Genomic DNA, 25,707 nt, shown 5'->3' on the forward strand with positions numbered 1-25,707 from the left:
CGACCTTCAGAAGATGGTGAGCCGAAATGGTTGAAGCGAGGCACATGACCCGCCTCGACCATTTCGGTCGGCAAGTGCGGAACTAGTCGCGGGGCCGGTCGCCATGCAACTTCGCCCATAATTGGGCGGTTCCGGCCTCCTGCGCCTTGTTCACATATTGCGCTGCGATCAGCCATCCCTTGATCGGCCGCAACGGCAGGACCGTCGTCAGGATCAGCACCGGAACGCCGACCGCCAGATGCACCCATAATCCCGGCCTGGCCAGTATCTCCAACATGATGATGAACACCACGCCCGGCACGCAGGCGAACAATTGCACGAACACCGCAGGCCCGTCAGCCGGATCGGCAAAGTCGTAATTCAGCCCGCAAATCTCGCAATGATCGCGCACCGTCAGGAATCCGCGGAAGATATGTCCCTTGCCGCAACGCGGGCATCGGCCGAAGGGGCCGGTCTCCATGGGCGACCGCCGGACCCATGGCCCGCCATCTTCCGCCGCCGTAATCCCGATTGAAATCCCGTCTTTATCATCCATCGCCATGCCATCCTGCCAACGGCGTAAATGTCGCTATTGCGGGCGGATTTTCAATTGGGCTTTTTGCCCCAGGGGCACGTGTCGTCAGCCAAAAGCTTTCCGTTACGGAAAGCAGGGCTATCTACCATCGGATAGATTGCCAAACCGCTTTCCCTCCATTATGGAGGGGCCGATTTGGATGCCCGACAGCAAACAAGTCGCGCTCCCGGCTATCCCTTGCCCGGGAGCGCTTTTTTTTTAATTCGCTATCCAGGCTGTTCCCGCCAGTCGGTCAGGACTCTCTTTCCATCGCGTCGTGCAGAACCTGATCCGGGCAGGACATCGCCAAGGCCCTGACCTTGTAGCGCAGCGCAAGTTCGCGATGAGCCGCAACTTCCTGCGACGAAGCGCTCCGTTTGACCGCGGCCTCGGCTTTCGCGGCCTCTTCTTTCGCGCGCCGGAACAGATAACGGGCGTCGGTATCGACAGACATCATCACCTCCGATGATAAGCGATCCGATAGTAGCACGGGAAAATCGTTCCGCTTTAACCGGGATCAATTTTGCCGATTTCATGGAGGGGGTGGCGGACAGGGTGGGATTCGAACCCACGGTGAGCGTAAACCCACGGCGGTTTTCAAGACCGCTGCCTTAAACCACTCGGCCACCTGTCCGTCGCCACGCTTCCTAGCGAACCGGGCGGCCATGCCAAGCGCAAAATCGCGGCAACCCGCTTTCGCCGCTGGAATGACGCGAAGCGCCAATAAGGGGATTCACGCCACGCCATCCCTGTGCAACAAAAGGGGATAGGGAGATTCTTCAATGCGTTCTTCGATCCTGTCGCTGTTGCTGGGCCTGGCCGCGATAATGGCGGCCGGCCTGACGGCGGACAGCGTGATGGCGCAGGAAGACCCCGCCTTCCGCGCCTATCTGGAATCGCTCCGCCCCAGGGCACGGGCGCTGGGAATTCGGGATGCGACCCTGGACAGCGTGTTTCCCGGCCTCACGCCCAATCCCCGCGTCGTCCAGCTCGACCAGAATCAGCCCGGCGGCGGCGCCTATGCGCCCATCCCCAATTTCGAACCCTATCGCCGCCAGCATGTCGACGCGGCGCGCATCGGCCGTGGCCGCACCGCTTATATCGCCAACCGCGCCCGGCTCGCCCGGATCGAGGCGGAAACCGGCGTGCCGGAGGAGATCATGGTCGCCATCTATGGCCATGAAACCAATTACGGCTCCTATACCGGGGATTTCGACCTGATCCGTTCGCTGGCGACACTCTCCTACGAAGGGCGCCGTCGCGCCCTATTCGAGCCGGAACTGCTGGCGACGCTCAAGATGCTGGACAATGGCGTCCCGCGCAGCCGTCTGGTCGGCAGTTGGGCGGGGGCTACCGGATATCCGCAATTCCTGCCCAGCGTCTATCTGCGGCTGGGCAAGGATGGCGACGGGGACGGCCGGGTCGACATCTGGAACAGCGAAGCCGACGCGCTGGCCTCCATCGCCAATTATTTCGTCCATGCCGGTTGGCGGCGGGGCCAGCCCTGGGGCGTCGCCGTATCGGTGCCCGCCGGTCTCGACCGCGCAAGTATCGCGGCGCGCACCAGGCCCGCCCGGTGCGACCGCGTGTTCAACCGGCACAGCCGCTGGCTCAGCATGGCCGAATGGCGGCGCATGGGGATCGTCCCGACCGGCGGCGGCTGGCCCGCCGACAGGGTGCTGGCGACGCTGCTGGAACCCGACGGCCCCGGCAAGACGGCCTATCTGCTCACCAGCAATTACCGGGCGATCCTCGATTATAACTGCTCCAACTTTTACGCCCTGTCGGTCGGCCTGCTGGCCGATGCGGTGAAGCAATAGAGCGCTTTGAGATCGGCCCTGTCATGGCTAATGAAAGCGTCAGGCACTCCAAGAATCCACCAGTCCGAAGGCAGTCCCGCATGAAGAAGTCCGTCGCCGCCCTCCTTTTCGTCGGGCTGCTGTCCCAGCCGCTGACCGCCGCCGCGCCGCCCTATACCAGCGAAGCGCCGATCGCTTATCTCAAGGATCTGTCGTCGGGCGCCGTCCTCTATGACAAGGGGGGCGAGACGCGGATGCCGCCTGCCTCCATGGCGAAGATGATGACGGTCCACGTCGCCTTCCGCCTGATCCAGAAGGGCGACCTGAAACTCGACCAGAAATTCACCGTCCGCCCGGAAACCTGGCAGCAATGGCACGGCCCGCAAGCCGGTTCGACCATGTTCCTGTCCCCCGGCGAGCAGGTGTCGGTGGAAAATCTGCTGCACGGCATCGTCACCCTCTCCGGCAACGACGCCTGCGTAGTGCTGGCGGAGGGCATTGCCGGGACCGAGCAGGCCTTCGTCGCGCTGATGAACCAGGAAGCGAAGCGGCTTGGCCTGAAAAACAGCAATTTCGGCACCAGCAACGGCTGGCCGGATGAGGGCGTGACCTATGTGACCGCCGCCGACCTGGCCAGCCTGGCCGAAGCGACGATCGAGGAGACGCCCAGCCTCTACAAGAAATTCTACGCCACCCGCGCCTTCACCTGGGGCAAGACGATGGGCGGCGCGGATATCGAGCAGGGCAATCGCAATCCCATATTGGGCAAGGTGGCGGGCGCCGACGGGCTGAAGACCGGCCATACCGAGGAAGCGGGCTATGGCTTCACCGGATCGGCCGAGCAGGAGGGCCGCCGACTGGTGATGGTCGTCGCCGGGCTGACCAGCGCCAATCAGCGCATTGCCGAATCCGTGCGCTTCATGGACTGGGGATTCCGCGCATGGAAGGCGCAGCCGCTGTTCAAGAAGGGGCAGACCGTCGAAACCGCCGAGGTTCAGCTTGGCAGCGTCACCAAGGTCGCGCTGGTCGCGCCGCAGGATATGGCGGTGACGCTGCCCCGCGCCGCATCGTCCGGCATTTCGGTCAAGGTCGCCTATACCGGCCCGATCAAGGCGCCCATCGCCAAGGGACAGAAGATCGCCCAGCTTATCGTGTCGACCCCCGACACCCCGCCGCAGATCCTGCCGCTGGTCGCGGGTGAGGACGTGTCCGAAGCGGGCATATTCGGTCGCCTTTGGAACGGGCTGAAGTCCTTCTTCGGGTGACGCAGGGTCGCTTCATTTCTCTGGAAGGCGGGGAGGGCGCGGGCAAGTCGACCCAGATCAGGGCGCTTGCCGCGGCCTTGCGCCTGCGCGGGCTGGAGGTCGTCGAGACCCGCGAACCGGGCGGCAGCGAGGGGGCGGAGGCCATTCGCGCCCTGTTGCTGACCGGCGGCGCAGACCGCTGGAGCCCGCGTGCCGAAGCGTTGTTGTTCGCCGCCGCCCGCGCCGATCATGTCGAAAAGACGATCCGGCCTGCGCTGGATCGCGGTGCCTGGGTGTTGTCGGATCGCTTTCTGGACAGCAGCCGGGCCTATCAGGGCATGGGCGATCTGACCGACGCTGACATATTGGCGCTCCACCGGATCGGCAGCGGGGGATTTCTGCCCGACCGCACCCTCTTCCTCACCCTGCCCGAAGCGGAAGCGACGGCGCGCGCCCGGTCCCGCGACGGCGACGCCTCCGACCGGATCGGTGGGCGTGACCCGGCCTTTCATCGGGCGGTTGCCAGCGCCTTCACGCGCTTTGCCGAACAGGAACCGGCGCGTTTTCTGTCGGTCGATGCGTCCGGCGACAGCGCGGCCGTGACGGAACGGCTGCTGCTTGCCCTGCAAGGCCTGCTGCCATGACGTCGCTTCTGGGTCATGACTCGCAGGCGCGCACATTGCTGGGCGCGGCGCGGAGCGGGCGGTTGCACCATGGCTGGATATTGGCCGGGCCACGCGGCATCGGCAAGGCCGGCTTCGCCCGCGCCATGGCTCTGCGCCTGCTGGCAGAAGCCGCAGGACCGCCGGTCACGGGCGAAGGGCTGGACGTGCCGCCGGATCACCCGATCCGCCGTCTGTTCGAAGCCGATGCGCATCCCGACTATGCCGATCTCTATTGCCTGGAAAAGGAGAGCGGCACGGCGCGCAACATCACGGTCGATCAGATCCGGGGCCTGCAGCGGCTGATCCAGTCGGCCCCGTCCATGTCGTCACGTCGGGTCGTGGTGATCGACAGCGCCGACGATCTGGAGCGGGGGGCCGCCAACGCGCTGCTCAAGAATCTGGAAGAACCGCCCGCCGACATGCTGTTCCTGCTGGTCAGCCATGCGCCGGGCCGCCTGCTTCCCACCATCCGTTCCCGTTGCCGCACGCTGCGCTTCGACGCGCTGAGTGATGACGCGATGCGCTCCATATTGCGCGCCGCGGACGAAACGCTGCCCGCAAAGGAACTGGAGGCGCTGATCCATGCGGGGGAGGGGTCGCCGGGCAAGGCGCTCCGCTATGCGGGGCTGAACATCGCGGATATCGAACAGGCGCTGGCCGCCATCGCCGCCGATGGGGACCCCGGCAACCGTCAACGCCTTATCCTCGCCAAGGCGCTGGCGTCGAAGGCGGCGCGGCCCCGCTATGAAGCCTTTCTGGAGCGCGCGCCCGCCTTCATCGCGGAGGCCGCTCGCCAACGGCAGGGAAATGATCTCGGCCGGGCGCTCGACCATTGGGAGGCTGCCCGGCAGCTTGCGGGCGGGGCGATCATCCTGTCGCTGGAACCGGGGGCGGTGGTGTTCGAACTGGCCGGGCATGTCGCGGCGCTTGCGCGCTGAAAAGCGGCTTTGCGCAAGGGCGAACAACCGCTAGGGAAGGCCGCATGTCCAAGCCCTATACCATCACCACCGCCATCAGCTACCCCAATGGCCGCCCGCATATCGGCCACGCCTATGAAGTGATCGCCACCGACGCGATCGCCCGTTTCCAGCGGATGATGGACCGCGACGTCTTCTTCCAGACCGGCACCGACGAACATGGTCTGAAAATGGCCCAGACAGCCCGCAACCGGGGCATCGAGCCGCGTGAACTGGCCGATGAAATGTCAAGCTATTTCAAGGCTATGAACGATGGCCTGAATATCAGCTATGATCGCTTCATCCGCACAAGCGAGCCGGATCACCACAGCGCCAGCCAGGCCATTTGGCAGGCGATGGAGGCCAATGGCGACCTCTATCTCGGTCGTTACGAGGGCTGGTATTCGGTCCGCGACGAAGCCTTTTACGACGAAAAGGAACTGACCGAAGGGGAGGGCGGGCAGAAGCTATCGGCCCAGGGCACGCCGGTCGAATGGACCGTCGAGGAAAGCTGGTTCTTCCGCCTGTCCGCCTATCAGCAGAAGCTGCTGGACCTTTACACCAGCCAGCCGGATTTCATTCAGCCCGACAGCCGCCGCAACGAGATCATGCGCTTTGTCGAGGGCGGTCTTTCGGACCTCAGCGTATCCCGCACCAGCTTCGACTGGGGCGTGAAGGTGCCAGGCAGCGACGGCCATGTCATGTATGTGTGGGTCGATGCGCTGACCAATTATCTGACCGGCTGCGGCTATCCGGACGATGCGGAGCGCATGGCTCGCTATTGGTCCCAAGGCGGCGACATCACGCATATTATCGGCAAGGATATCGTGCGTTTTCATACGGTTTACTGGCCAGCCTTCCTGATGAGCGCGAAGCTGCCCTTGCCGAAACAGGTGTTCGGGCACGGCTTCCTCCTCAACCGGGGGGAGAAGATGTCCAAGTCGCTCGGCAATGTCGCCGATCCGATGGAACTGGCGGAGCGTTTCGGCGTGGACCAGTTGCGCTATTTCCTGCTGTCCGAAGTCACCTTCGGCAATGACGGCAGCTACAGCGCGGAAGCCATTGTCGCCCGATCCAACAGCGATCTCGCCAACAGCTTCGGCAATCTTGCCCAGCGGACGCTGAGCTTCATCGCCAAGAATCTCGAAGGCAGGCTGCCCGAACCGGCGCCGCAGGAAGTGGACGGCGACCTGCTCCAGACCGTCGCTGAGGCTGCACAGAGTTTCCAGTCCGCCATGGCCGATCTTGCGCCCTCCACCGCCATAGAAGCATGGATGCGGGCGGTCTTCGCCTGCAACGCCTATATCGACGCGCAGGCCCCCTGGACGCTCCGCAAGATCGACCCCGCCCGGATGGAGGCCGTGCTCGCAACCCTCTACGAGGCCATCGCGCATCTTGCCATCATCGTCCAGCCGGTGATTCCGGCCAGCGCCTCGGCCCTGCTGGACCAGATGGGCGTGGCAGGGCACGGGCGGAATTATGCCGCCATCGGCAGCGGTTGGTATGCGACGCTGCGCGCTTCGGGCTTCGTACTCGGCGCGCCCAAGCCGCTTTTCCCGCGCCTCGAACTGCCTGCGGAAGAGGCGTGACGTCATGTTGATCGACAGCCATTGCCATTTGAATTACAAGGGGTTGATCGAGGATCAGCAGAATGTGCTTGAACGGGCGCGGAGTGTCGGAGTCGGCCTGATGCTCAACATCGCCACCCGCGAAAGCGAGTGGGACGACGTGCTGGGCACGGCGCTGCGCGAACCCGATGTCTGGGCGACCGTCGGCATCCACCCGCATGAAGCGGACGAGCATCCCCATGTCGACACCGCCAAGCTGGTCGAACGCGCCGCCCATCCGCGCATCGTCGGCATAGGCGAAACGGGCCTTGATTATTATTATGACCATAGCGACCGCGAACGGCAGCAACGCAGCTTCCGTTCGCATATCGCGGCGTCCCGCGAAACCGGCCTGCCGCTGATCGTCCACACCCGCGATGCGGAGGAGGATACGCTGGCCATCATGCGCGATGAAATGGGGAAGGGGGCCTATGGCGGCGTCATCCACTGTTTCACCGCCAGCGGCGCCTTTGCCGATGCGGCGATGGAACTGGGCTTCTACATCAGCATTTCCGGTATCGTGACCTTCAAGAGTGCCAAGGATTTGCAGGAGACAGCGGCGCGCCTGCCGCTCGACCGGCTACTGATCGAGACGGACTCGCCGTTCCTGGCGCCCGTGCCCCATCGCGGCAGGCCCTGCGAACCCGCCTTCGTGGCCGATACCGCCCGTTTCCTCGCCCATCTGCGGGGCGAAAGCGTCGAGCAACTGGCCGAAGCGACCTCCGCCAATTTCCGCACGCTGTTCAGCAAGGCGGCATGAGCCTGAAGCTCACCATCCTGGGCAGCGGCACCTCCTCCGGCGTTCCCCGGATCGGCAATGACTGGGGCGCCTGCGATCCGCAGGAGCCGAAGAACCGCCGCACCCGCGCATCCATATTGGTCGAAAGCCCGACGACGCGGCTGCTGATCGACACCTCGCCTGACATGCGCGCCCAATTGCTGGCGGCGGACGTCGTGCAGATCGATGCGATCCTGTGGACGCATGACCATGCCGATCACAGTCACGGACTGGACGATGTGCGTCAGCTCTACCACTATCGCGGCACGCCGGTGCCCGGCTATGCCCGCCCGCAGACGCTGAAATTGCTGCGGGAACGGTTTGGCTACGCCTTTGAGGGGCGGCATGGTTATCATGCGACGATCGACGCCCATGCCTTGCCCGACGGGCTGCGCATCGGGGACATCGGCATCGCCTGCACCGATCAGCCCCATGGCGAAATCTTCTCCACCGGGTTTCGTTTCACATATAATGGCCACTCCATTGGCTATGCCACTGATTTTCATGATATTACGCCCGATATGCTGGCCCTTTACGACGATCTCGACATCTGGGTGGTCGATGCGCTGCGGGAAAAGCCGCATCCCACCCATGCGCATCTGGCGCTCACGCTGGACGCCGTGCAGGCGGTGCGGCCCCGGCGCGCCATATTGATCCATATGGACCAGAGCATGGACTACGCTACGCTATGCCGGACTCTCCCGGCGGGGGTCGAACCGGGCTATGACGGGCTGGTGGCGGAATTGGGCGGGACTTAGAAAGCGGGGGTGGGGGCATGGATGGCGATCAGGCGATGTCCAGTCTCTGGTATGTGCTGGCGCTCGTCCTGGTCGGATCGGCCCTGTTGGCCCGGCGCGCGCCGATGGGCGGCCTCATGCGGATGGCGATGCTGTGGATCGTCATCTTCGCCACGCTGCTCGGCCTGTTCAAGGCGGGGGAGAAATTCGGCCTGTTTTCCAGCCGACTGGAAGGGGAAGGGGACAGGCCCGCAGCCTCGGCCAGCGATGGCGGGCCGCCGCCCATCCCCGCAGCGCTGGCTGAAGGGCAGGCGTTGCGCATTCCCGTCGCGCCCGACGGCCATTATTGGGTGGAAGCCATGGTGAACGGCACCCCGACCCGCTTCCTGATCGACAGCGGCGCCAGCGTCACGGCCCTGTCCATGGCGTCCGCCCGCGGATCCGGCCTGAATTTCGACCTGAACGCTCCCGGCGTCGGCATGATGACCGCCAACGGCAAGATCGACGCCAAACGCTCCACCATCGCGACGCTCGTCATCGGCCCGATCCGCACCAGCGACCTGGATATCGTCATTTCGCCCGCCTTCGGCGACGTGAACGTGATCGGCATGAACATGTTGTCGCGGCTGAAAAGCTGGGGCGTGCAGGATAAGGAAATGGTGCTGACCCCATGACGTCATCGATTGCCGCGCCCGACCAGCGCCAGCGCCTGAAAGCCATTATCGGCGGTTCCACCGGCAATCTGGTGGAATGGTATGACTGGTATGCCTATTCCGCCTTCACCCTTTATTTCGCCCAGCATTTCTTTCCCAGCGAAGATCGCACGGCCCAGTTGCTGAGCGCCGCGGGCATTTTCGCCGTGGGTTTCCTGATGCGGCCCATCGGCGCCTGGCTGATGGGCGTCTATGCCGACCGCCATGGGCGAAAGAGCGGCCTGACCCTGTCCGTCGCGTTGATGTGCGCCGGCTCTCTGCTGATCGCGGTCACGCCTTCCTACGCGACAATCGGGGTGGGGGCGCCGTTGCTGCTGGTGCTGGCCCGGCTGATGCAGGGGCTTTCCATCGGCGGCGAATATGGCGCCAGCGCGACCTATCTGTCCGAAATGGCGGGCCGCAACCGGCGCGGTTTTTACTCCAGCTTTCAGTATGTCACGCTGATCGCCGGGCAATTGGTCGCCATTTGCGTCCTGCTACTGCTCCAGGCGACGTTGAGCGAAGCCGAACTCGACGCCTGGGGATGGCGTATTCCGTTCCTGATCGGCGGGGCGCTGGCCGTCATCGTCTTCTGGCTCCGGCGCGGCCTTTCCGAAACGCAGAGCTTTGCCATCGCCAGGGCGGAGGGCGCGCCCAAATCGGGCTTCATCGAACTGGTAACCCGGCACCCCAGGGAAACTTTGACAGTGATGCTGCTGACGGCGGGCGGTACCATCGCCTTCTACGCCTATTCCATCTACATGCAGAAATTCCTGGTCAATACCAGCGGACTTAGCCGGGAAACAGCGTCTCAGATCAATGGGATAACGCTGTTTCTTTTTATGATGATTCAACCGCTTGCGGGCGCGCTTTCTGATCGCATCGGACGCAAGCCGTTGATGATCGGTTTCGGCGTGCTGGGCGTTATCTGCACTTATCCGATCTTCGCGACATTAGCCGTCACCAAAGACCCGTTGCTGGCGGGCTTGCTCGTGATGGCGGGGCTGATCATCGTCACCGGCTACACGTCGATCAACGCCGTCGTGAAGGCGGAGCTTTTTCCGGCCCATATCCGGGCGCTGGGCGTGGCGCTGCCATATGCGCTGGCCAACACCTTGTTTGGCGGGACGGCGGAATTCGTCGCGCTGTGGTTCAAGAAGATGGGCATGGAACAGGCATTCTATGTCTATGTCACGGTGATGATCGGCATTTCGCTGATCGTATATATCCGGATGCGGGATACCCAGAGGCACAGCCGGATATTGGAAGATTGATGGATAGATATTTAACATAATCCTTATTATCGAACTAATATATGCCGACGGGCAAGGCTGGCCATTGTCCCCTCAGCGTCCTATTTCCCATTATCATCTCAAAGGTTCTGCATGTCTTCCTCCCGCACAGCGAGTCCCGCCGACATCATGCCGCTTGCCAATGTCATGGCGCGGCTTCGCGATCCGGAAACCGGCTGCCCGTGGGACATCGAACAGGATTTCGCCAGCATCGCGCCCTATACGATCGAGGAAGCCTATGAGGTCGCCGACGCCATAGAGCGCAACGACATGGCGGCGTTGCGCGACGAGCTGGGCGACCTGCTCCTCCAGGTCGCCTTTCACAGCTGCATGGCGGAACAGGGCGGTCATTTCGCGTTGCAGGACGTGATCGACGCCATCACGGAAAAGATGATCCGCCGCCACCCGCATGTCTTCGAGGAAGGTGCAGCCCGCGAGGACGGCCATGCCCAGTGGGAAGCGATCAAGGCGGCTGAACGGGCCGAAAAGGAACCCGACCCCAGCGCGCTCGCGGGCGTGGCGATTGCGCTGCCCGCCCTGCTCCGCGCCGAAAAGATTCAAAAGCGAGCGGCCCGCACGGGTTTCGACTGGCCGGATACGGTTGGCGCCATCGACAAGGTCGAGGAGGAATTGGCCGAAGTGCAGGCGGCGGAATCCCAGGCGGATCGGGAAGAGGAAATAGGCGATCTGCTCTTCGCCGTCGTCAACCTCGCCCGCCATTTGAAGGTTGATCCGGAAGTTGCCCTGCGCGCCGCCAACGCCAAGTTCGACCGGCGCTTCCGCGTCATGGAAAATCTGGCTGGCGGCGGTTTTCCTGCCCTTTCCCTCGATGAGAAGGAAGCCCTTTGGCAGCAGGCGAAGCAGCAGTTGAAGAGGCCCTGATACGGGCTGCTCTCAACTTTCCCGCCGCTTGAGGAACCGCGCCAGCGCAGAGTCCGATAGCCGGACTTCCACCAGCATATCCTCGCCGTCTGCCCGGCTGGCGATCACTTCGCCATGTTCGTGCAGCCACGCCACCGCCGCGCCATCGGCCACCGGCACGCGCAACTGATGCACCTGCGCGCCCGACGTCAGCCGCGCGCTGATCGCCCGCTGGAGGTCATCCACCCCCTCGCCCGTCAAAGCCGACAGGATCACGACGTCATCCCGTCGCGCCGCCGTCTCATGCGCCAGCACCGCCGCTTCATCGTTCAGCAGGTCCAGCTTGTTCCACGCCTCGATGATCGGTGGCGGGTCATTGCCCTCGCCTTCCAGCGCTTGTTCTCCGGCCAAGCCCAATTCACTCAGCACATCGATGACGTCATCGCGCTGAGCGTCGCTGTCGGGATGGGCGATGTCGCGGACATGGACGATCAGATCGGCCGACAGAACTTCTTCCAGAGTTGCGCGGAAGGCCGCGATCAACTGCGTCGGCAGGTCCGAAACGAAGCCCACCGTGTCGGACAATATAGCCTTGTCCAGACCCGGCAGGGCAATCTGCCGCATGGTGGGATCGAGCGTGGCGAACAGCAGATCCTCGGCCATGACGTCAGCGCCGGTCATCCGGTTGAACAAGGTCGACTTGCCCGCATTGGTGTAGCCGACCAGCGCGATCACTGGCCAGGGCGCCCGCTGCCGCCGCGCCCGATGAAGGCCCCGCGTCTTCGTCACCTGATCCAGTTCGCGGCGGATTTTCGCCATCCGGTCGCGGATCATCCGCCGGTCGGCCTCGATCTGCGTTTCGCCGGGACCGCCGAGGAAGCCGAAGCCGCCGCGTTGCCGCTCCAGGTGGGTCCAGCTTCGCACCAGCCGCCCCGCCTGATAGTCCAGATGCGCCAGTTCGACCTGCAACCGACCTTCGTTGGTGGCCGCCCGCTCGCCGAAAATCTCCAGGATCAGGCCGGTCCGGTCGATCACCTTGGTCTCGGTCGCCTTTTCCAGATTGCTCTGCTGCACGGGACTGAGCGCATTGTCGACGATGACCAGTTCGGCCTCTTCCATCCGCGCCAGCGTCGCGATCTGGTCCACCTGCCCGCTCCCGAACAGCGTGGCGGGCTTGCGGTCGCGCACGCGGAAGGCCTGCGCCGCCCGCACGTCGATGCCGATTGCAAGGGCAAGGCCCCGCGCCTCCTCCAGCCGGGCGTCGCTGTCGCGGCGCTCCGGCCCGTGGACATCGGCGCGCACGACAATGGCGCGCGCGCCACGCGACACTTCATCAGCGGAATCCCGGTTGAATACGGCCATGGGTGCTTAACACTTCCGGCCCCGGCCGGCTTCATTGGAAACCGGGCGGGGACAAGAAAAAGCGATCAATCCTCGCCCTCACCTTCACCGGTCAGGTCGAGATTGTGCAAAGGCTGCACCGTGGAGATGGCATGTTTGTAGACGAGCTGGACCATGCCGTCCCGTTCCAGCAACATGCAGAACAGGTCGAAGGCGGCGATTTCGCCCTGCAGCATGACGCCGTTCACCAGGAACATGGTGACGGGGCTGCCGGACTTGCGCACCGCGCTCAGGAAGATTTCTTGGAGCAGCTTCGACTTGCCGTTGCCGTCGCTGGCCTTGCGCAGATCGGTCAGGTCCATGGACTGGGCGGGCATGACGGTGGAAATCGCATGCTTGTACACCAGTTGCGACTGGCCGTCCCGCCGCAGCAGTACGGAGAAATTGTCGAACCAGGTGATGATGCCCTGCAACTTCACGCCCTTGACCAGGAACATGGTCACCGGCGTCTTGCTCTTGCGCAGGCTGTTCAGGAAGATGTCTTGAAGGTTGTTCACTTTGTCGGCCATGGTCTTCACCATTCCTTTATTGGCGGGACGTTACCCGCTCTCGCACCCTTAAGCAGAGTGTCTTGCCTGCCCCCGCCTGTCGGGAGCAGGTGGAACCTACCGCAATTGCGAAGAGCCGTCCATGCCTCCAATGGGTAAAAGGCGCCCTTCTGCGATCAACCGTCCTTGCCGTCGGTGATCCCCAGCAGCTTCAGCTTCCGGTGGAGCGCCGAACGCTCCATGCCGATGAAGGTGGCGGTGCGGGAGATATTGCCGGAAAAGCGCCTGATCTGGATGCGCAGATATTCGCGCTCGAAACTTTCCCGCGCCTCGCGCAGCGGCGCGCCCATGATCGCGGACTGGCCCATCCCGTCCGAACCGCCGTTGCTGGTGAGTTCGGCGGGCAGCATGTCCAGTTCGATCCGGCCGATCCGCTCGCCCGGCGCCAGGATCATCGTGCGTTCGATGACATTGCGCAGTTGCCGGACGTTGCCGGGCCATTCATTGGCCTGCAACGCGGCCATGGCGTCGCTGGCGATTTCCGGCGGCGGCACCCGACGTTCCGCGGCAAAGCGGGCGAGATAATGTTCGACCAGCGGCGGAATATCGTCCCGCCGCTCGGCCAAAGGCGGGATCACCAGCGGCACCACGTTCAGCCGATAGAAGAGGTCTTCGCGGAACCTCCGCTCCTCAATCTCCGTCGCCAGGTTGAGCGCGGTCGAGGAAATGACGCGCACATCCACCTTCACCTGCCGCTGCCCGCCGACGCGGGTGAAGCTCTGGTCGGTCAGCACGCGCAATATCTTCGCCTGCGTCGTCAGCGGCATGTCGGCGATTTCGTCCAGATAGAGCGTGCCGCCATGGGCCTGCTCCAGATAGCCGGGACGAACCAGGCCGCTGGGATCTTCGACGCCGAACAATTCTTCCTCGACGCGATCCGGGTCCATGCGGGCCGCGGCGACGATGATGAAGGGCGCGTCGGCCCGCCCGCTCCAGCTATGCAGCATGCGCGCCGCGACTTCCTTGCCGACGCCCGCCGGGCCGGAGATCAGCACGCGGCTGCCGGTGCCCGCCACCTTCTTGATCGTCGCCCGCACGGCATTGACGGCCGCCGACGTGCCGGTCAGTTCGTCATCCTGCCCGAAACGGGCGCGCAGCACCTGATTTTCCCGCCGCAGTCGCTCCGTCTCGGTCGCCCGCGACACCAGATGGAGCAGCCGATCCGCCTCGAACGGCTTTTCGATGAAATCCGCCGCGCCCTTGCGGATGGCGGCGACGGCGGTGTCGATATTGCCGTGGCCGGATATCATCAGCACCGGAATGCTGGCGTCCCGCCGCTTGATCTCATCCAGCAGTTCCAGTCCGTCCAGCTTCGACCCCTGCAACCACACGTCCAGCAGCACCAGCGAAGGCCGCCGCGAATCCAGCGCCTCTATCGCGCTGTCGCTGTTGGCGGCGGTGCGGGTGGTGAAGCCTTCATCCTCCAGCACGCCCGCGACCAGATCGCGAATGTCCTCTTCGTCGTCGACTATCAGAATATCAAGCGCCATTGGCCGTCACTTTTCCAGGAGTTTTCCCATGGGGCAAGGCGATCACCTGCCCCTCTTCCAGTTTTTCCAGCGCCGCGACCGGGAAGCGCAAAGTCACCCGCGCCCCTCCCCCCTCGGCATCGTCGAAGCGGATTTCGCCCATATGTTCCTCGACGATCTTCTTGACGATGGCCAGGCCCAGGCCCGTGCCCTTGGTCCGCGTGGTCATATAGGGTTCCAATATGCGCTCGCGTTCAGGGGGCAGGCCGATGCCGTTGTCCCGCACCTCGATCAGCAGATGGCCCTCATCATGCTCCACCGTCATGCACACATGGCCGCGCCACTGGCCATCGTCGGCGGCGGGCTTGGGCTCTATCGCCTCCACCGCATTCTTGACGATGTTGGTGAGAGCCTGCCCCAATTGCCGACGGTCGCAGACCATTTCCACATCGGCGTCGACGGAATGATATTCGAACCGGATATCCGGATGCGCGACTTCATGCAGGAACAGCGCATGCCGGGCGATGTCGTCCAACCGCTCGCGCCGGAACACGGGCTTGGGCATGCGGGCGAAGGATGAGAATTCGTCCACGATCCGCCGCAGGTCGCCCACCTGCCGCACGATGGTGCCGGTCAGGCGGGTAAAGGTCGCCTTGTCGCTCGTCACCTCCCCGGCATAGCGGCGCTGCAACCGTTCGGCGGCAAGCTGGATGGGCGTGAGCGGATTCTTGATCTCATGCGCGATGCGCCGCGCCACGTCGGACCAGGCGGCGCGGCGCTGGTCGGACAATTGCTGGGTGATGTCGTCGAAGGTCAGGATATGGCGCGAAGCATCCTCCGACACCTTCACCGCCAGCGTCCGCACGTCGCCATGCGCCCTGATCTGCACGATCCCGGCATCTTCATCGGACGCGATCAGCGCCGCCAGTTCCTGCGACACCTCGGTCAGCGGCCGTCCAACCGGATCGTCGCCCTCCCGCACCAATATGTCCGCCGCCGAACTGTTGAGCAGCAGGACGATGCCGTCCCGGTCGACCGACAGCACTCCCGCCGACACGCCCGACAGAATCGCCTCGATAAAGGCGCGGCGCTCGTCCAACTGGCTGTTCGCCGCCACCAGGGCGCCCGTCTGCGCCTCCAGCCGCTGGGTCATGCGGTTGAAGGCGGACGCAAGCGTTCCGATCTCGTCCCGCGCCTGCGGGCTGGTCACGCGGGCGGACAGATCGCCCGCCGTGATCCGCCGCGCCGCCATCACCAGCTCGTTGACCGGTTGCACCATCCAGTCCGCCACCTTGAGCGCGATATAGACCGCCACGCCCACCAGCAGCAGCGACCCCACGAACAGCAATATGTTGAAGCGCAACTGCAAGGCGCGGGATTGCGCGGCAAAAATGTCGTAATCCGACAACACCTTCTGCGCCCGTTCCACATTGCTGAACGCCGTCGAGCCGGAATCGCGGGTGGCGTAGAGGTAGATTTTCGCGTTCGGATAGAGCAGCGTCACCGCCTCAATCTGGTTCGGTTTGGCGGCGACGACGACATCCTCGCCCGACGCCAGCCGCTTGACCACATCGGGCGTCAGCATCTCCGACACCGGCCTGCTTTCCGGATCGACCGTCGCCGCCGTGCGGGCCACGCCGTCCTTGCCGATCTCTATGATCGCGGACCGGTTCAGCTTCCGCGTCACCACCTGATAGATATAGCCCTCGGCAAAGCGCGGGCTGGAGACGTTGGACTGGGCCAGATAGTCGCGCAGGTCGCTCGCCATGGTGACGGTCTCGTCGCGGACATCGCGCAGATTCTGCTCATAATAGCCCCGCGCCAGGTCGCTCGCATTTTGCAGCATGCCCCGCGCACTGTCGGAAAACCAGAATTGCACGCCATATTGGAACAGCAGCGATGCGAAGATCACCACCAGCAGCATCGGCACGCTGGCGACGATGGAGAAGATCGCCACCAGCCGGACGTGCAACTGCCCGTCGCTGCCGATGGCCGATTGCGCGGCCCGCCGCTTCGCCACCCGCCGCCCGAGCAGCACCAGCAGCGCGATGGCAGGCACCAGATTGGCGACCAGCAGCAGCGCCACGATCGGCGGCGTCAGCAATGTGTAGCTTTGCCCCTGCCCCGTCAGCAGGAAATAAGTGATCCCCGCCATTCCCAGGAACAGGACAAGGGTCACCGCCTCCACCACCGTGGCAAGGCGGCGACGCAGGAAAAGGGGGAAATGCCTTTTCCATGCCCGGCCCCGCGTGGGGAGAGTCACTGCGCCTTCCATAGTGGCTTGGTTACAACATTGTTGTGCCCGATCAAACACAGTAATTGACCGTAGCCGGGCCTTCGGTCGAAAAGCGCTTTCGGTTCGTCGCCGCCCTTCAATCGCCGATCCGAAGCTGCAACGGGTCCAGCCCATAGTCGGTCAGCTTCTTGCGCAACGTGTTCCGGTTGATGCCCAGCAGCCCCGCCGCCCGAATCTGATTCCCGTCGACGCTCGCCAGCGTTTCCTGGAACAATATCGGCTCGACCACGGCCAGCAGGTCGTCATGCAGGTTGCGGTTCGGCTGGCTGAGGCCGATGCCCAACTGCCGCTTCGCCCATTCGCGCACCGCCTGGCCCAGCAAATTGCCGGGGGCGGCATAGTCGGCGGGCACGGCGTCCAGCGGCAGGCTGTTACGCAGCAGGTCCGCGTTGATCACATTTTCCCGGCTCAGCACCGCCAGCCGCTGCATCATATTCTGCAATTCGCGGACATTGCCGGGCCAGTGATAGGCCATCAGCAATTGCGCCGCATCCTCCGACAGCGATTTGCGCGGCAGCCCGTCCTGCGCGGCCCGATCCAGGAAATGGCGGGCGAGCAGGATCACATCCTCCCGCCGTTCACGCAGCGCGGGGAGCGCCACGGGCACCACGTTCAGCCGGTAGTACAGATCCTGCCGAAAACGATTTTCCTCGATCAGCCTGGACAAATCCTTGTTGGTCGCGGCGATGATGCGGACATCGACCTTCACCGATTTCGACCCGCCCACGGTGGTCACCTCACCGGACTGCAGGACGCGCAGCAGCCGCGTCTGCGCCTCCATCGGCATGTCGCCGATTTCGTCCAGGAACAGGGTGCCGCCCTGCGCCTGCTCGAACTTGCCGGCGGTGCGGGCATGGGCGCCGGTGAAGGCGCCCTTTTCGTAACCGAACAGTTCCGCCTCGATCAATTCGCGCGGGATGGCGGCCATGTTGATCGGCACGAAGGGCTTGGTCCGGCGCTGGCCAAGGCTGTGGATCGCCTCCGCCACCAATTCCTTGCCCGTCCCGGATTCGCCCAGCACCAATATGCTGAGGTCGTTCGACAGCACGCGGGCGATGGTCCGATACACCTCCTGCATTGCGGGAGATCGCCCGACCAGCGGCAGGCCGTCATGCGGCAGGCCCGCGTCGAACGCTTCCTCATCCGCGCCCTTCCCCGCGCCGATGGCATCGGAGACGGCCCGCGTCAGTTCGTTGAGGTCGAAGGGCTTGGGCAGATATTCGAACGCGCCCTTTTCCGTAGCGCGGATGGCGGTGTTCAACGTATTCTGCGCCGACAGGATGATGATGCTGAGCGCGGGTCTGCGCTCCAGAATCTCCGATATGCCGTCCAGACCGTCGCCGTCGGGCAGCATAACGTCGGTGATCAGCACGTCGGGCGAAAAGCTGTCCAGCAGCGCGCCGCGCTCCCGGATGGAGGCCGCCGTCTTGACCCTGTACCCCTGCCGCCGCAGCGCTTCGCCGACGACCACGCAGATCGCCGGATCGTCGTCCACCACCAAAATCGCGCCTGTCGCCGCCATCATCCCATTCCCATCGGCAGCAGGATGCGGAAGGTCGATTCCCCCGCTTCCCTGTCCCGCGAATATTGCACGAAGCCGTTCATGTCGCGCACCAGCTTGTCTACCAGCGCCAGCCCCAATCCCGTCCCATCCCGCCTTCCGGTGATGAAGGGGTTGAACAGATGGTCGAGAATATGTTCCGGCACGCCCGGCCCATTATCCACCACCAATATCTCTATCGGCAGCACGGCGCTGCCCTTCCCCTTCCCGACCACGACAGACACGCCGTGGCGAAAGGCCGTCTCCACCCGGATTTTCGGCTTGGCCGTATGCTCCAGCGCCTCAGCCGCATTTTTCAGCAGGTTGATCATCACCTGCACTAGCGCATCGTCATTGATGACGGCGAATGGCAGGGATGGGTCATATCTCTTTATAATACGGATATTTTTTGCAAAACCGGCAGCGGCAATATTGGCAGCCCGGTCGATCAGCGGATAGATGTTCCCGGCGCGGCATTCCAGCGTGCGGTCGGTGGTGAAATCCTGCATCCGGTCGATCAGCGCGGCGATGCGATCCACCTCGTTGCAGATGAGTTGCGTCAGCGCCGCATCCCGCCCGCCATTGCCGGACTCCAGCAATTGCGCCGCGCCCCGGATGCCCGACAGCGGGTTCTTGATCTCATGCGCCAGGATCGCGGCCGCGCCCATGGCCGACCTCGCGCCGCCAGCCGTGCCGCGGTGGCCGATCTTGCGCGCCTGGCTCTGGCTGTGGATCGACACAACGCGCCAGCCGTCATGGTCGACGATGGGGGCGATCATCAGGTCGACCTCCATCTCCGCCGTCCGCCCGGCATGGACGCGAACGTCATAGGCCGAGATCGGCTTGTTGCTGTGCCATATGTCGAAGCGCGCGCCCATGTCGGCCATGCGGATCGTGCGCGACACGTCACTGCCGACAATGGCCGAACGCGCCATGTTCAGCAGCGTTTCCGCCCGCACATTGGCGTCGGCAATGCTGTTGTCCGGCCGCACGACTAGCGTCGCCACCGGCAGCGCCGTCATCAATTCGGAAAGCGCCGGCCCATCCTGTTCCGATCGAAGCGGCGGGATGGTCGTCATATCCGCCGTCATGCCGCCTTGCGCGTCTCGACCAGCCCATCGTCGGCGATCAGCGGTTCGTAGAAACCCGCCAGCATGTCCAGCACGACATCGCCTTCCGGCTCCTGGTTCACGGCGTTGCGGAATTCGGCCGAACCCGGCAGGCCCTTGGTGTACCAGCCGATATGCTTGCGGGCCATGTTGACGCCGGTATGATTGTCATAATGTTCCAGCATTGCGCGATAATGTTCTGTAATCACACGATATTGCTCTTCCAGCGAGGGATCGGCCAGCCGCTCCCCGGTGCGGAACCAGTGCATCACCTGACCGATCAGCCACGGCCGCCCATAGGCGCCCCGCCCGATCATCACGCCGTCCGCGCCGCTCTGCTCAAGCGCGGTTTCCGCGTCGTCGATGGAACAGATGTCGCCATTGACGATCACCGGCAGCGACACGGCCTCCTTGACGTTCCGCACGAAAGCCCAGTCCGCCGATCCCTTGTACATCTGGCAGCGGGTGCGGCCATGCACCGTGATCAGCTTCGCGCCCAGATCCTCCGCGATCCGGGCCAGTTCCGGCGCGTTCAGGCTGGCATGGTCCCAGCCCATGCGCATCTTGACCGTGACGGGCACGTCCACTGCCTTCACCGTCGCCTCGATCAGCGAAGCCGCCAGCGGCAGGTCGCGCATCAATGCGCTGCCCGCATCGCCGTTCACGACCTTCTTCACCGGACAGCCCATATTGATGTCGATGATCGCAGCGCCGCGATCCGCGTTCAGCTTCGCCGCTTCCGCCATTTCGGCGGGTGAGCAACCGGCCAACTGCATCGACACCGGTTCCTCCAGCGGATGCCAGGCGGCCTTCTGCAAGGACTGGCGCGTCTCGCGAATCATCGCTGCCGTGGCGATCATCTCCGTCACGTTGAGGCCGGAGCCGTAACGCCGCACCAGCGTGCGGAACGGCATGTCCGTCACGCCCGTCATCGGGGCCAGCACGACCGGCATGTCGATCGTCACGGGACCAATGGAAATCGGAGAAAGCGTCTGCATCAAACCATCACTGCCTAAAAAACAGGCAGCCCTTAGCCGAATTCCGGGCCAACGGCAAGCAAGCCGGGTCTGGCGATCCGCTCCATGCTGCGATACAGGCGCGGCCATGACAGACAAAAGCGTCGCATTGCTGGTCGCAGCAGGACAGGGCAGCCGCGCAGGCGGCGACATTGCCAAGCAATTCCGGCTGATCGGCGGCAAGCCCGTCCTGGCCCATGCGGTCGATGCGCTGGCCCGGCACCCGGCCATCGACTCCATCATCCTCGTCATCGGCCCCGGTCAGGAAGTCGAAGCGCGCAAAGCCATCGGGGACCGCCCGGTCGCGGCCATCGTCCAGGGCGCAGACAGCCGTCGCGGATCGGTCCGCGCAGGGCTGGAGCATATCGCATCCACCGGCAGCGCGGCGCGCATCCTCATCCATGATGCGGCCCGTCCATTTCTACCCGGTGCGGTGATCGACCGGCTGCTCTCCGCCTTGGCTGAGGCACCCGGAGCGATCCCCACCCTGCCCGTCACGGACACGCTCGTCAGGAACGAAGCGGACCGCGCCGGGAATATCGTGGACCGTAACGGGCTGGCCCGCGTCCAGACCCCGCAGGCCTTCCATTTCGACGCGATCCTGACCGCCCACCGGGCCTGGGACAGCGCAAGGGAAGCAACCGACGATGCCCAGATCATGCGCCATGCGGGCCATGACGTCATATTGGTCGCTGGCGACGAAAGGCTGGAAAAATTGACCTACGCCGAAGATTTCCTCCGCGCCGAGGCCCGGCTGGGCACGGCACGCAGCATCCGAACCGGCATGGGCTATGACGTCCACCGGCTCGCGCCCGAAGAGGAGCTGTGGCTCTGCGGCGTCCGCATTCCCCATGATCGGGGCCTTGCTGGCCATAGCGACGCTGACGTGGCGATCCACGCTCTGGTCGACGCGCTGCTCGGCGCGCTGGCGGATGGCGACATCGGCAGCCATTTCCCGCCTTCCGACCCGCAATGGCGCGGAGTCGCTTCCTCCCGGTTCCTGGAATATGCGGCGGAGCGCGTCGCAAAACGGGACGGCTTCATCGAACATGTCGACCTGACGCTGATCTGTGAAGCACCGAAAATTGGCCCGCATCGGGACGCGATGCGGGACCGGATCGCGGAAATACTGGGCCTGTCGCTCGACCGGATCAGCGTGAAGGCGACCACGACCGAGCGGCTGGGCTTTGCCGGACGCCGCGAAGGCATCGCCGCACAGGCTGTTGCCACCCTCTCCCTCCCCGCGCTATTCTGATCGCCATGCCCGATAACATCCTTCCCGCGCCGCTGGTCGAACTGGCCGAACGCGTCATCATCGCCAACCGCCGCGCCGGTCGCACCATCGCCGTGGCGGAAAGCTGCACCGGCGGCCTCGTCTCCGCCGCGCTGACGGAGATTGCCGGTTCCTCGGAAGTGTTTGAAGCCGGTTTCATCACTTATTCCAATGATATGAAGAGCGAACTTCTAAAAGTTTCGCAGGATGTCATCGAAACCTTCGGCGCGGTTTCCATCGCCACCGCCTGGGCCATGGCGCAGGGCGCGCTCACCAAGAGCCACGCCAATGTCGCCGTCGCCATCACCGGCATAGCCGGACCCGGCGGCGGTTCGGAACAAAAGCCCGTCGGCACCGTCGTCTTCGCCCGCGCCGAACGCGGCGCCAGCCCCGACAAGATCGTGGCCGACATGCATCATTTCGGGGATACTGGCCGGGGCGGCGTGCGCCTTCAGGCGGCGCTTTGCGCGCTCGAACTGCTGCTGCCCGACTCGTCCGCGCCGTAAAGTTCAGCGGCGCGGGTCTCGAACGCGCCGATCATCTTGCGCAGCGCCTTGTCGAACATCTGGCCCGCCAGCATTTCGAACAGCCGGTTCTTGAATTCGAACTCGACCTCGAAATCCACAAGCACCCCGCCCTTGCCGTCGTCGCGGAAATTCCATTCATTGTGGAGATGCTTCAACGGCCCGTCGAGATAATCGACCCGCACATGGTCCGGCCGATGCTTGTGCACGCGGGAGGTGAAGCTCTCCTTGATCCCCTTGAAGCCGACGATCATGTCCGCGACCATTTCCGACTCGCTGTCGGACCGCACCCGGATCGCGCTGACCCAGGGCAGGAATTCGGGATAGGCCTCCACATTCGCGACCAGGTCGAACATCTGTTCGGGCGTGTAGGGAAGCGGCCTTGTTTCGTTATGCTTGGGCATGGAGCTTACTTGACGGCCTTCGCCAGTTGCGCCTCGCGAGCGGCGCGCATTTCGGCGAAATCCTTGCCCGCATGATAGCTGGACCGCGTGAGCGGGCTGGAAGCCACCTGCAAAAAGCCCTTGGCCCGCGCAATCGCCGCATAGGCGTTGAATGCCGCCGGAGTGACGAATTCCATTACCTTGGCGTGCTTGGGCGTGGGCTGGAGATATTGCCCCATGGTCAGGAAGTCGATGTCGGCGGAGCGCATGTCGTCCATCACCTGATGAACCTCCAGCCGTTCCTCGCCCAGGCCCAGCATGACCCCCGACTTGGTGAAGATCGACGGGTCCAGCTTCTTCACCGTCTCCAGCAGCCGCAGCGACGCATAATAGCGCGCACCGGGCCGGATGGTCGGATAGAGCCGAGGCACCGTCTCCAGATTGTGATTATAGACGTCCGGCCGCGCCGCGACGATCATCTCGACGGCCCGCTCATGCTTGTTGCGGAAATCCGGCGTCAGGATTTCGATGGTCGTGTCCGGAGTCGTGCGGCGCAGCGCCTCGATCACCTTCACGAACTGCGAAGCGCCGCCATCGGGCAGGTCGTCGCGGTCGACCGAGGTGATGACGATATGTTCCAGCCCCATCTCCGCGCAGGCATCGGCCAGATTCTGCGGCTCATTGGGATCGACCTTGCGCGGCATGCCGGTCTTGACGTTGCAAAAGGCGCAGGCCCGCGTGCAGACATCGCCCAAAATCATCACGGTGGCGTGTTTCTTGGTCCAGCACTCGCCGATATTCGGGCAGGCCGCTTCCTCGCACACCGTCGCAAGCCCCTTCGCCCGCATCAGCTTGCGCGTCTCATGATAGCCGGGGCTGGTCGGCGCCTTCACGCGAATCCAGTCGGGCTTGCGAACGCGTTCGGGGCGATTGGCAGGGGCGATATCGTTCATGCGCCCCAGATAGCGATGCAAGCGCGCTCTTGCCAGCCCCATCATTGTTCGGCACAGACCAGCGCATGACTGATTTCGCTGATATGCTCGCCGGCTATCGCCGCTTCCGCAACACCGGCTGGACCCAGCAGCGCGGGCGATGGGACGAACTCAGTGAAGGGCAAAGCCCCCGCGTCATGGTGATCGCCTGTTCCGACAGCCGAGTCGATCCCGCGCAGATCTTCGACACCAGCCCCGGCGAGATTTTCGTGGTCCGCAACGTCGCCGCGCTGGTGCCGCCCTTCGAAACCAATCCCGGCCGCCATGGCGTGTCGGCTGCGCTGGAATTCGCCGTCCAGGTGCTGAAGGTGGGCGAGATTGTCGTCATGGGCCATGGCAAATGCGGCGGCTGCAAGGCGGCGCTCAGCCATTCGCTGAAGGACGCGCCTCCGGGTGAAGGCGGCTTCATCCACAACTGGATCGAATTGCTGGACGAAGCGCGGGAAAAGGTCGTGGAGCGCTTCGGCGACGACCGCAGCCGCAACGCCGAACGCGCCATGGAACATGAAGGGGTGAAGGTCAGCCTCGCCAATCTGCGCACCTTCCCCTGCGTCCGAGTCAAGGAACGCCAGGGCGAACTCAAGCTGGTCGGCGCCTTCTTCGCCATCGCCGACGGCCAGCTCCACCTGCTGGACGAGGCAAGCGGCGAATTCCATCCCGCGCCGCTGGACGCCTGACATGACGGCGCCGATCCCCAGCGGCAACATTGCCCTGCTGATCGACGCCGACAATGTTTCCGCCGATCATTTCGATCCGGTGCTGACGGTGCTGGCGGAACTGGGCACCGTCAATATCCGCCGCGCCTACGGCAATTGGAGCAAGCCCGCGCTCAAGGGCTGGGCGCGGCAGGCCGTGACCCAGGCCATAGAGACGCAGCAGCAGTTCGACCTCACCAAGGGCAAGAACGCCACCGACATGAAGATGACCATCGACGCCATGGACTTGATGGCGTCGGGCCGCGTCACCGGTTTCGGCCTGATGTCGAGCGACAGCGATTTCACCCCGCTCGTCACCCGCATCCGGCAGGAGGGGCTGCCGGTCTACGGCTTCGGGACGGACAAGACGCCGCAAGCCTTCCGCAGCGCCTGCACCCGCTTCATCGACGTGGGCGCGCTGACCAGTGCGCGGGAAGCGCCGGTCGAGCAGGAGGTTCCGAGCGACGAAGCCGATGCCGAAGCTGAAGCCCCCGGCGGCACGGAGGTCGCGCCCGACCTCGTCAAGCTGCTGATCGACGCCTATAATGCGGTGAAGCGCGACGATCAGGGCTTTGCCCGCTTAAGCGAAGTGGGCCAGCTTGCGGGCAACCGTTCCAGCTTCGACACGCGCAATTACGGTTTCAAGCGCCTGTCGGACCTCGTCCGCTCGATCAAGAATTTCAAGGTGGAAAGCCGCGACGGCCAGACCTGGATCAAGCGGGTGCATTGATGGCCGTCATCGCCCGGCATCTGACGATCCTTGGCCGGGTGCAGGGCGTGTTCTACCGCAACTGGGCCGTGGAAAGGGCGAACAGCCTTGGCCTCGCGGGCTGGGTCCGCAACCGCATGGACGGCAGCGTCGAAGCGCTGGTGGAAGGGGCCGAGGAAGCGGTGGAACAATTCATCGCCCTCGCCCATGAGGGGCCTCCCGCGGCGCATGTGACGCGGATTGATGCGGCGGTTGTGGATGTCGAGGGACTCGCATCCTTTCAGAAGCGGCCTACCTGCTGACTGAAGCGCCACGGGGCTGGCGACAGCAAAAGGCGCTTCTATTCCTCCCCATCGGAAGATGGGGAGGGGACCGCGCGAAGCGTGGTGGAGGGGAATGGGGCACGACCTCCGAATTTCCCTCCACCACCGCCTTCGGCGGCGGTCCCCCTCCCCACGCTCCGCGTAGGGAGGAATTGATGTCACTCCTCGCATTCCGCACAAAAAAAAGGCCGATCCCCAGGGGACCGGCCTGAAAGTTTTAGGAGAGGATGCCTGAAAGGCCCTCT

At 64.1% G+C, this 25,707-nt stretch carries 26 protein-coding genes and 1 tRNA gene; 15 read left to right on the top strand and 12 right to left on the bottom strand.

From position 1 onward, the window contains the following. Positions 1 to 82: 82 nt before the first annotated feature. From BV95_RS03800 to BV95_RS03810, 3 genes are all read right to left on the bottom strand, one after another. The gene (locus BV95_RS03800; protein WP_081873274.1) at positions 83 to 535 is read right to left on the bottom strand and encodes a DUF983 domain-containing protein; all 453 of its coding nucleotides are present in this window, start codon (positions 533 to 535) and stop codon (positions 83 to 85) included. A gap of 271 nt (positions 536 to 806) precedes the next feature. Then, the gene (locus BV95_RS03805) at positions 807 to 1,007 is read right to left on the bottom strand and encodes a hypothetical protein (protein WP_013846681.1); all 201 of its coding nucleotides are present in this window, start codon (positions 1,005 to 1,007) and stop codon (positions 807 to 809) included. Positions 1,008 to 1,097: 90 nt separating this feature from the next. Then, positions 1,098 to 1,187 (bottom strand) — tRNA-Ser (locus tag BV95_RS03810). A 148-nt stretch (positions 1,188 to 1,335) separates the two neighbouring features. Between BV95_RS03810 and BV95_RS03815 the strand changes: the two genes are divergently transcribed. The 10 genes from BV95_RS03815 to mazG all read left to right on the top strand — a co-directional run bounded on the left by BV95_RS03815 (position 1,336) and on the right by mazG (position 11,205). Beyond that, positions 1,336 to 2,373, top strand: coding sequence for a lytic murein transglycosylase (locus BV95_RS03815; protein ID WP_037447664.1), 1,038 nt, complete (start codon positions 1,336 to 1,338; stop codon positions 2,371 to 2,373). 80 nt (positions 2,374 to 2,453) lie between these two features. Continuing rightward, positions 2,454 to 3,617: a D-alanyl-D-alanine carboxypeptidase family protein gene (locus BV95_RS03820; protein ID WP_037447668.1), complete on the top strand. Its 1,164-nt coding sequence runs from the start codon at positions 2,454 to 2,456 to the stop codon at positions 3,615 to 3,617. Beyond that, positions 3,614 to 4,240, top strand: coding sequence for a dTMP kinase (tmk, locus tag BV95_RS03825; RefSeq protein WP_037447670.1), 627 nt, complete (start codon positions 3,614 to 3,616; stop codon positions 4,238 to 4,240). Before BV95_RS03820 ends, tmk begins: the two co-directional genes overlap by 4 nt. Then, positions 4,237 to 5,199, top strand: coding sequence for an AAA family ATPase (locus BV95_RS03830; protein ID WP_037447673.1), 963 nt, complete (start codon positions 4,237 to 4,239; stop codon positions 5,197 to 5,199). The genes tmk and BV95_RS03830 overlap by 4 nt, the downstream gene beginning before the upstream one ends. Positions 5,200 to 5,243: 44 nt before the next feature. Next, a complete protein-coding gene (gene metG / locus BV95_RS03835; RefSeq protein WP_037447676.1) occupies positions 5,244 to 6,806 on the top strand; it encodes a methionine--tRNA ligase in 1,563 nt (520 codons plus the stop codon). Between the two features lie 4 nt (positions 6,807 to 6,810). Then, on the top strand, positions 6,811 to 7,584 hold the full coding sequence (locus BV95_RS03840; protein WP_037447678.1) for a TatD family hydrolase: 774 nt from the start codon (positions 6,811 to 6,813) through the stop codon (positions 7,582 to 7,584). Continuing rightward, positions 7,581 to 8,360: an MBL fold metallo-hydrolase gene (locus BV95_RS03845; protein WP_037447681.1), complete on the top strand. Its 780-nt coding sequence runs from the start codon at positions 7,581 to 7,583 to the stop codon at positions 8,358 to 8,360. Before BV95_RS03840 ends, BV95_RS03845 begins: the two co-directional genes overlap by 4 nt. 17 nt (positions 8,361 to 8,377) lie before the next feature. Beyond that, positions 8,378 to 9,013 (top strand): retropepsin-like aspartic protease family protein, encoded by a 636-nt coding sequence (locus BV95_RS03850; RefSeq protein ID WP_037447684.1) that lies wholly within the window; start codon positions 8,378 to 8,380, stop codon positions 9,011 to 9,013. Next, positions 9,010 to 10,305 carry an MFS transporter gene (locus BV95_RS03855; protein WP_037447687.1) on the top strand — a complete coding sequence of 432 codons (1,296 nt, stop codon included), beginning with the start codon at positions 9,010 to 9,012 and terminating at the stop codon, positions 10,303 to 10,305. The genes BV95_RS03850 and BV95_RS03855 overlap by 4 nt, the downstream gene beginning before the upstream one ends. Before the next feature lie 111 nt (positions 10,306 to 10,416). Beyond that, a complete protein-coding gene (gene mazG, locus BV95_RS03860) occupies positions 10,417 to 11,205 on the top strand; it encodes a nucleoside triphosphate pyrophosphohydrolase (RefSeq protein ID WP_037447690.1) in 789 nt (262 codons plus the stop codon). Positions 11,206 to 11,217: 12 nt separating this feature from the next. Here the strand turns inward: mazG and hflX are convergent, their stop codons facing one another. The 7 genes from hflX to dusB form a co-directional block, all read right to left on the bottom strand. Beyond that, entirely contained in the window at positions 11,218 to 12,546 is a 1,329-nt protein-coding gene (gene hflX / locus BV95_RS03865) for a GTPase HflX (protein WP_037447693.1), read from the bottom strand. Between the two features lie 65 nt (positions 12,547 to 12,611). Next, entirely contained in the window at positions 12,612 to 13,106 is a 495-nt protein-coding gene (gene hfq / locus BV95_RS03870) for an RNA chaperone Hfq (RefSeq protein WP_255265387.1), read from the bottom strand. A gap of 143 nt (positions 13,107 to 13,249) precedes the next feature. Next, on the bottom strand, positions 13,250 to 14,623 hold the full coding sequence (gene ntrX / locus BV95_RS03875) for a nitrogen assimilation response regulator NtrX (RefSeq protein WP_037447699.1): 1,374 nt from the start codon (positions 14,621 to 14,623) through the stop codon (positions 13,250 to 13,252). After that, on the bottom strand, positions 14,613 to 16,877 hold the full coding sequence (locus tag BV95_RS03880; RefSeq protein WP_037447702.1) for a HAMP domain-containing histidine kinase: 2,265 nt from the start codon (positions 16,875 to 16,877) through the stop codon (positions 14,613 to 14,615). Before BV95_RS03880 ends, ntrX begins: the two co-directional genes overlap by 11 nt. A gap of 97 nt (positions 16,878 to 16,974) precedes the next feature. Beyond that, the gene (ntrC, locus tag BV95_RS03885) at positions 16,975 to 18,420 is read right to left on the bottom strand and encodes a nitrogen regulation protein NR(I) (RefSeq protein ID WP_037447704.1); all 1,446 of its coding nucleotides are present in this window, start codon (positions 18,418 to 18,420) and stop codon (positions 16,975 to 16,977) included. Continuing rightward, positions 18,420 to 19,529, bottom strand: coding sequence for a two-component system sensor histidine kinase NtrB (locus BV95_RS03890; protein ID WP_037447706.1), 1,110 nt, complete (start codon positions 19,527 to 19,529; stop codon positions 18,420 to 18,422). Before BV95_RS03890 ends, ntrC begins: the two co-directional genes overlap by 1 nt. Beyond that, positions 19,526 to 20,545, bottom strand: a complete 1,020-nt coding sequence (dusB, locus tag BV95_RS03895) for a tRNA dihydrouridine synthase DusB (protein WP_037447708.1) — start codon at positions 20,543 to 20,545, stop codon at positions 19,526 to 19,528. Before dusB ends, BV95_RS03890 begins: the two co-directional genes overlap by 4 nt. Positions 20,546 to 20,651: 106 nt before the next feature. Here dusB and BV95_RS03900 point away from each other — a divergent pair, with 106 nt between their 5' ends. After that, entirely contained in the window at positions 20,652 to 21,818 is a 1,167-nt protein-coding gene (locus BV95_RS03900) for a bifunctional 2-C-methyl-D-erythritol 4-phosphate cytidylyltransferase/2-C-methyl-D-erythritol 2,4-cyclodiphosphate synthase (RefSeq protein WP_037447711.1), read from the top strand. 5 nt (positions 21,819 to 21,823) lie between these two features. Next, entirely contained in the window at positions 21,824 to 22,342 is a 519-nt protein-coding gene (locus BV95_RS03905) for a CinA family protein (protein WP_013846660.1), read from the top strand. On the opposite strand, the gene BV95_RS03910 is transcribed toward BV95_RS03905, so the two are convergent. Both BV95_RS03910 and lipA read right to left on the bottom strand, forming a co-directional pair. Then, the gene (locus BV95_RS03910) at positions 22,288 to 22,764 is read right to left on the bottom strand and encodes a type II toxin-antitoxin system RatA family toxin (protein WP_037447713.1); all 477 of its coding nucleotides are present in this window, start codon (positions 22,762 to 22,764) and stop codon (positions 22,288 to 22,290) included. The two genes, BV95_RS03905 and BV95_RS03910, sit on opposite strands and share 55 nt — an antisense overlap. Positions 22,765 to 22,769: 5 nt before the next feature. After that, positions 22,770 to 23,741 carry a lipoyl synthase gene (lipA, locus tag BV95_RS03915; protein WP_037447716.1) on the bottom strand — a complete coding sequence of 324 codons (972 nt, stop codon included), beginning with the start codon at positions 23,739 to 23,741 and terminating at the stop codon, positions 22,770 to 22,772. Between the two features lie 20 nt (positions 23,742 to 23,761). Between lipA and BV95_RS03920 the strand changes: the two genes are divergently transcribed. The 3 genes from BV95_RS03920 to BV95_RS03930 are packed head-to-tail and all read left to right on the top strand — an operon-like array spanning position 23,762 to position 25,441. Beyond that, positions 23,762 to 24,412 (top strand): carbonic anhydrase, encoded by a 651-nt coding sequence (locus BV95_RS03920; protein WP_037447923.1) that lies wholly within the window; start codon positions 23,762 to 23,764, stop codon positions 24,410 to 24,412. 1 nt (position 24,413) lies between these two features. Beyond that, positions 24,414 to 25,160: an NYN domain-containing protein gene (locus BV95_RS03925; protein ID WP_037447719.1), complete on the top strand. Its 747-nt coding sequence runs from the start codon at positions 24,414 to 24,416 to the stop codon at positions 25,158 to 25,160. Continuing rightward, on the top strand, positions 25,160 to 25,441 hold the full coding sequence (locus tag BV95_RS03930; protein ID WP_037447926.1) for an acylphosphatase: 282 nt from the start codon (positions 25,160 to 25,162) through the stop codon (positions 25,439 to 25,441). The genes BV95_RS03925 and BV95_RS03930 overlap by 1 nt, the downstream gene beginning before the upstream one ends. The last annotated feature ends 266 nt before the right edge of the window (positions 25,442 to 25,707 follow it).

The organism is Sphingobium chlorophenolicum (assembly GCF_000722875.1).
GTDB lineage: Bacteria > Pseudomonadota > Alphaproteobacteria > Sphingomonadales > Sphingomonadaceae > Sphingobium > Sphingobium chlorophenolicum.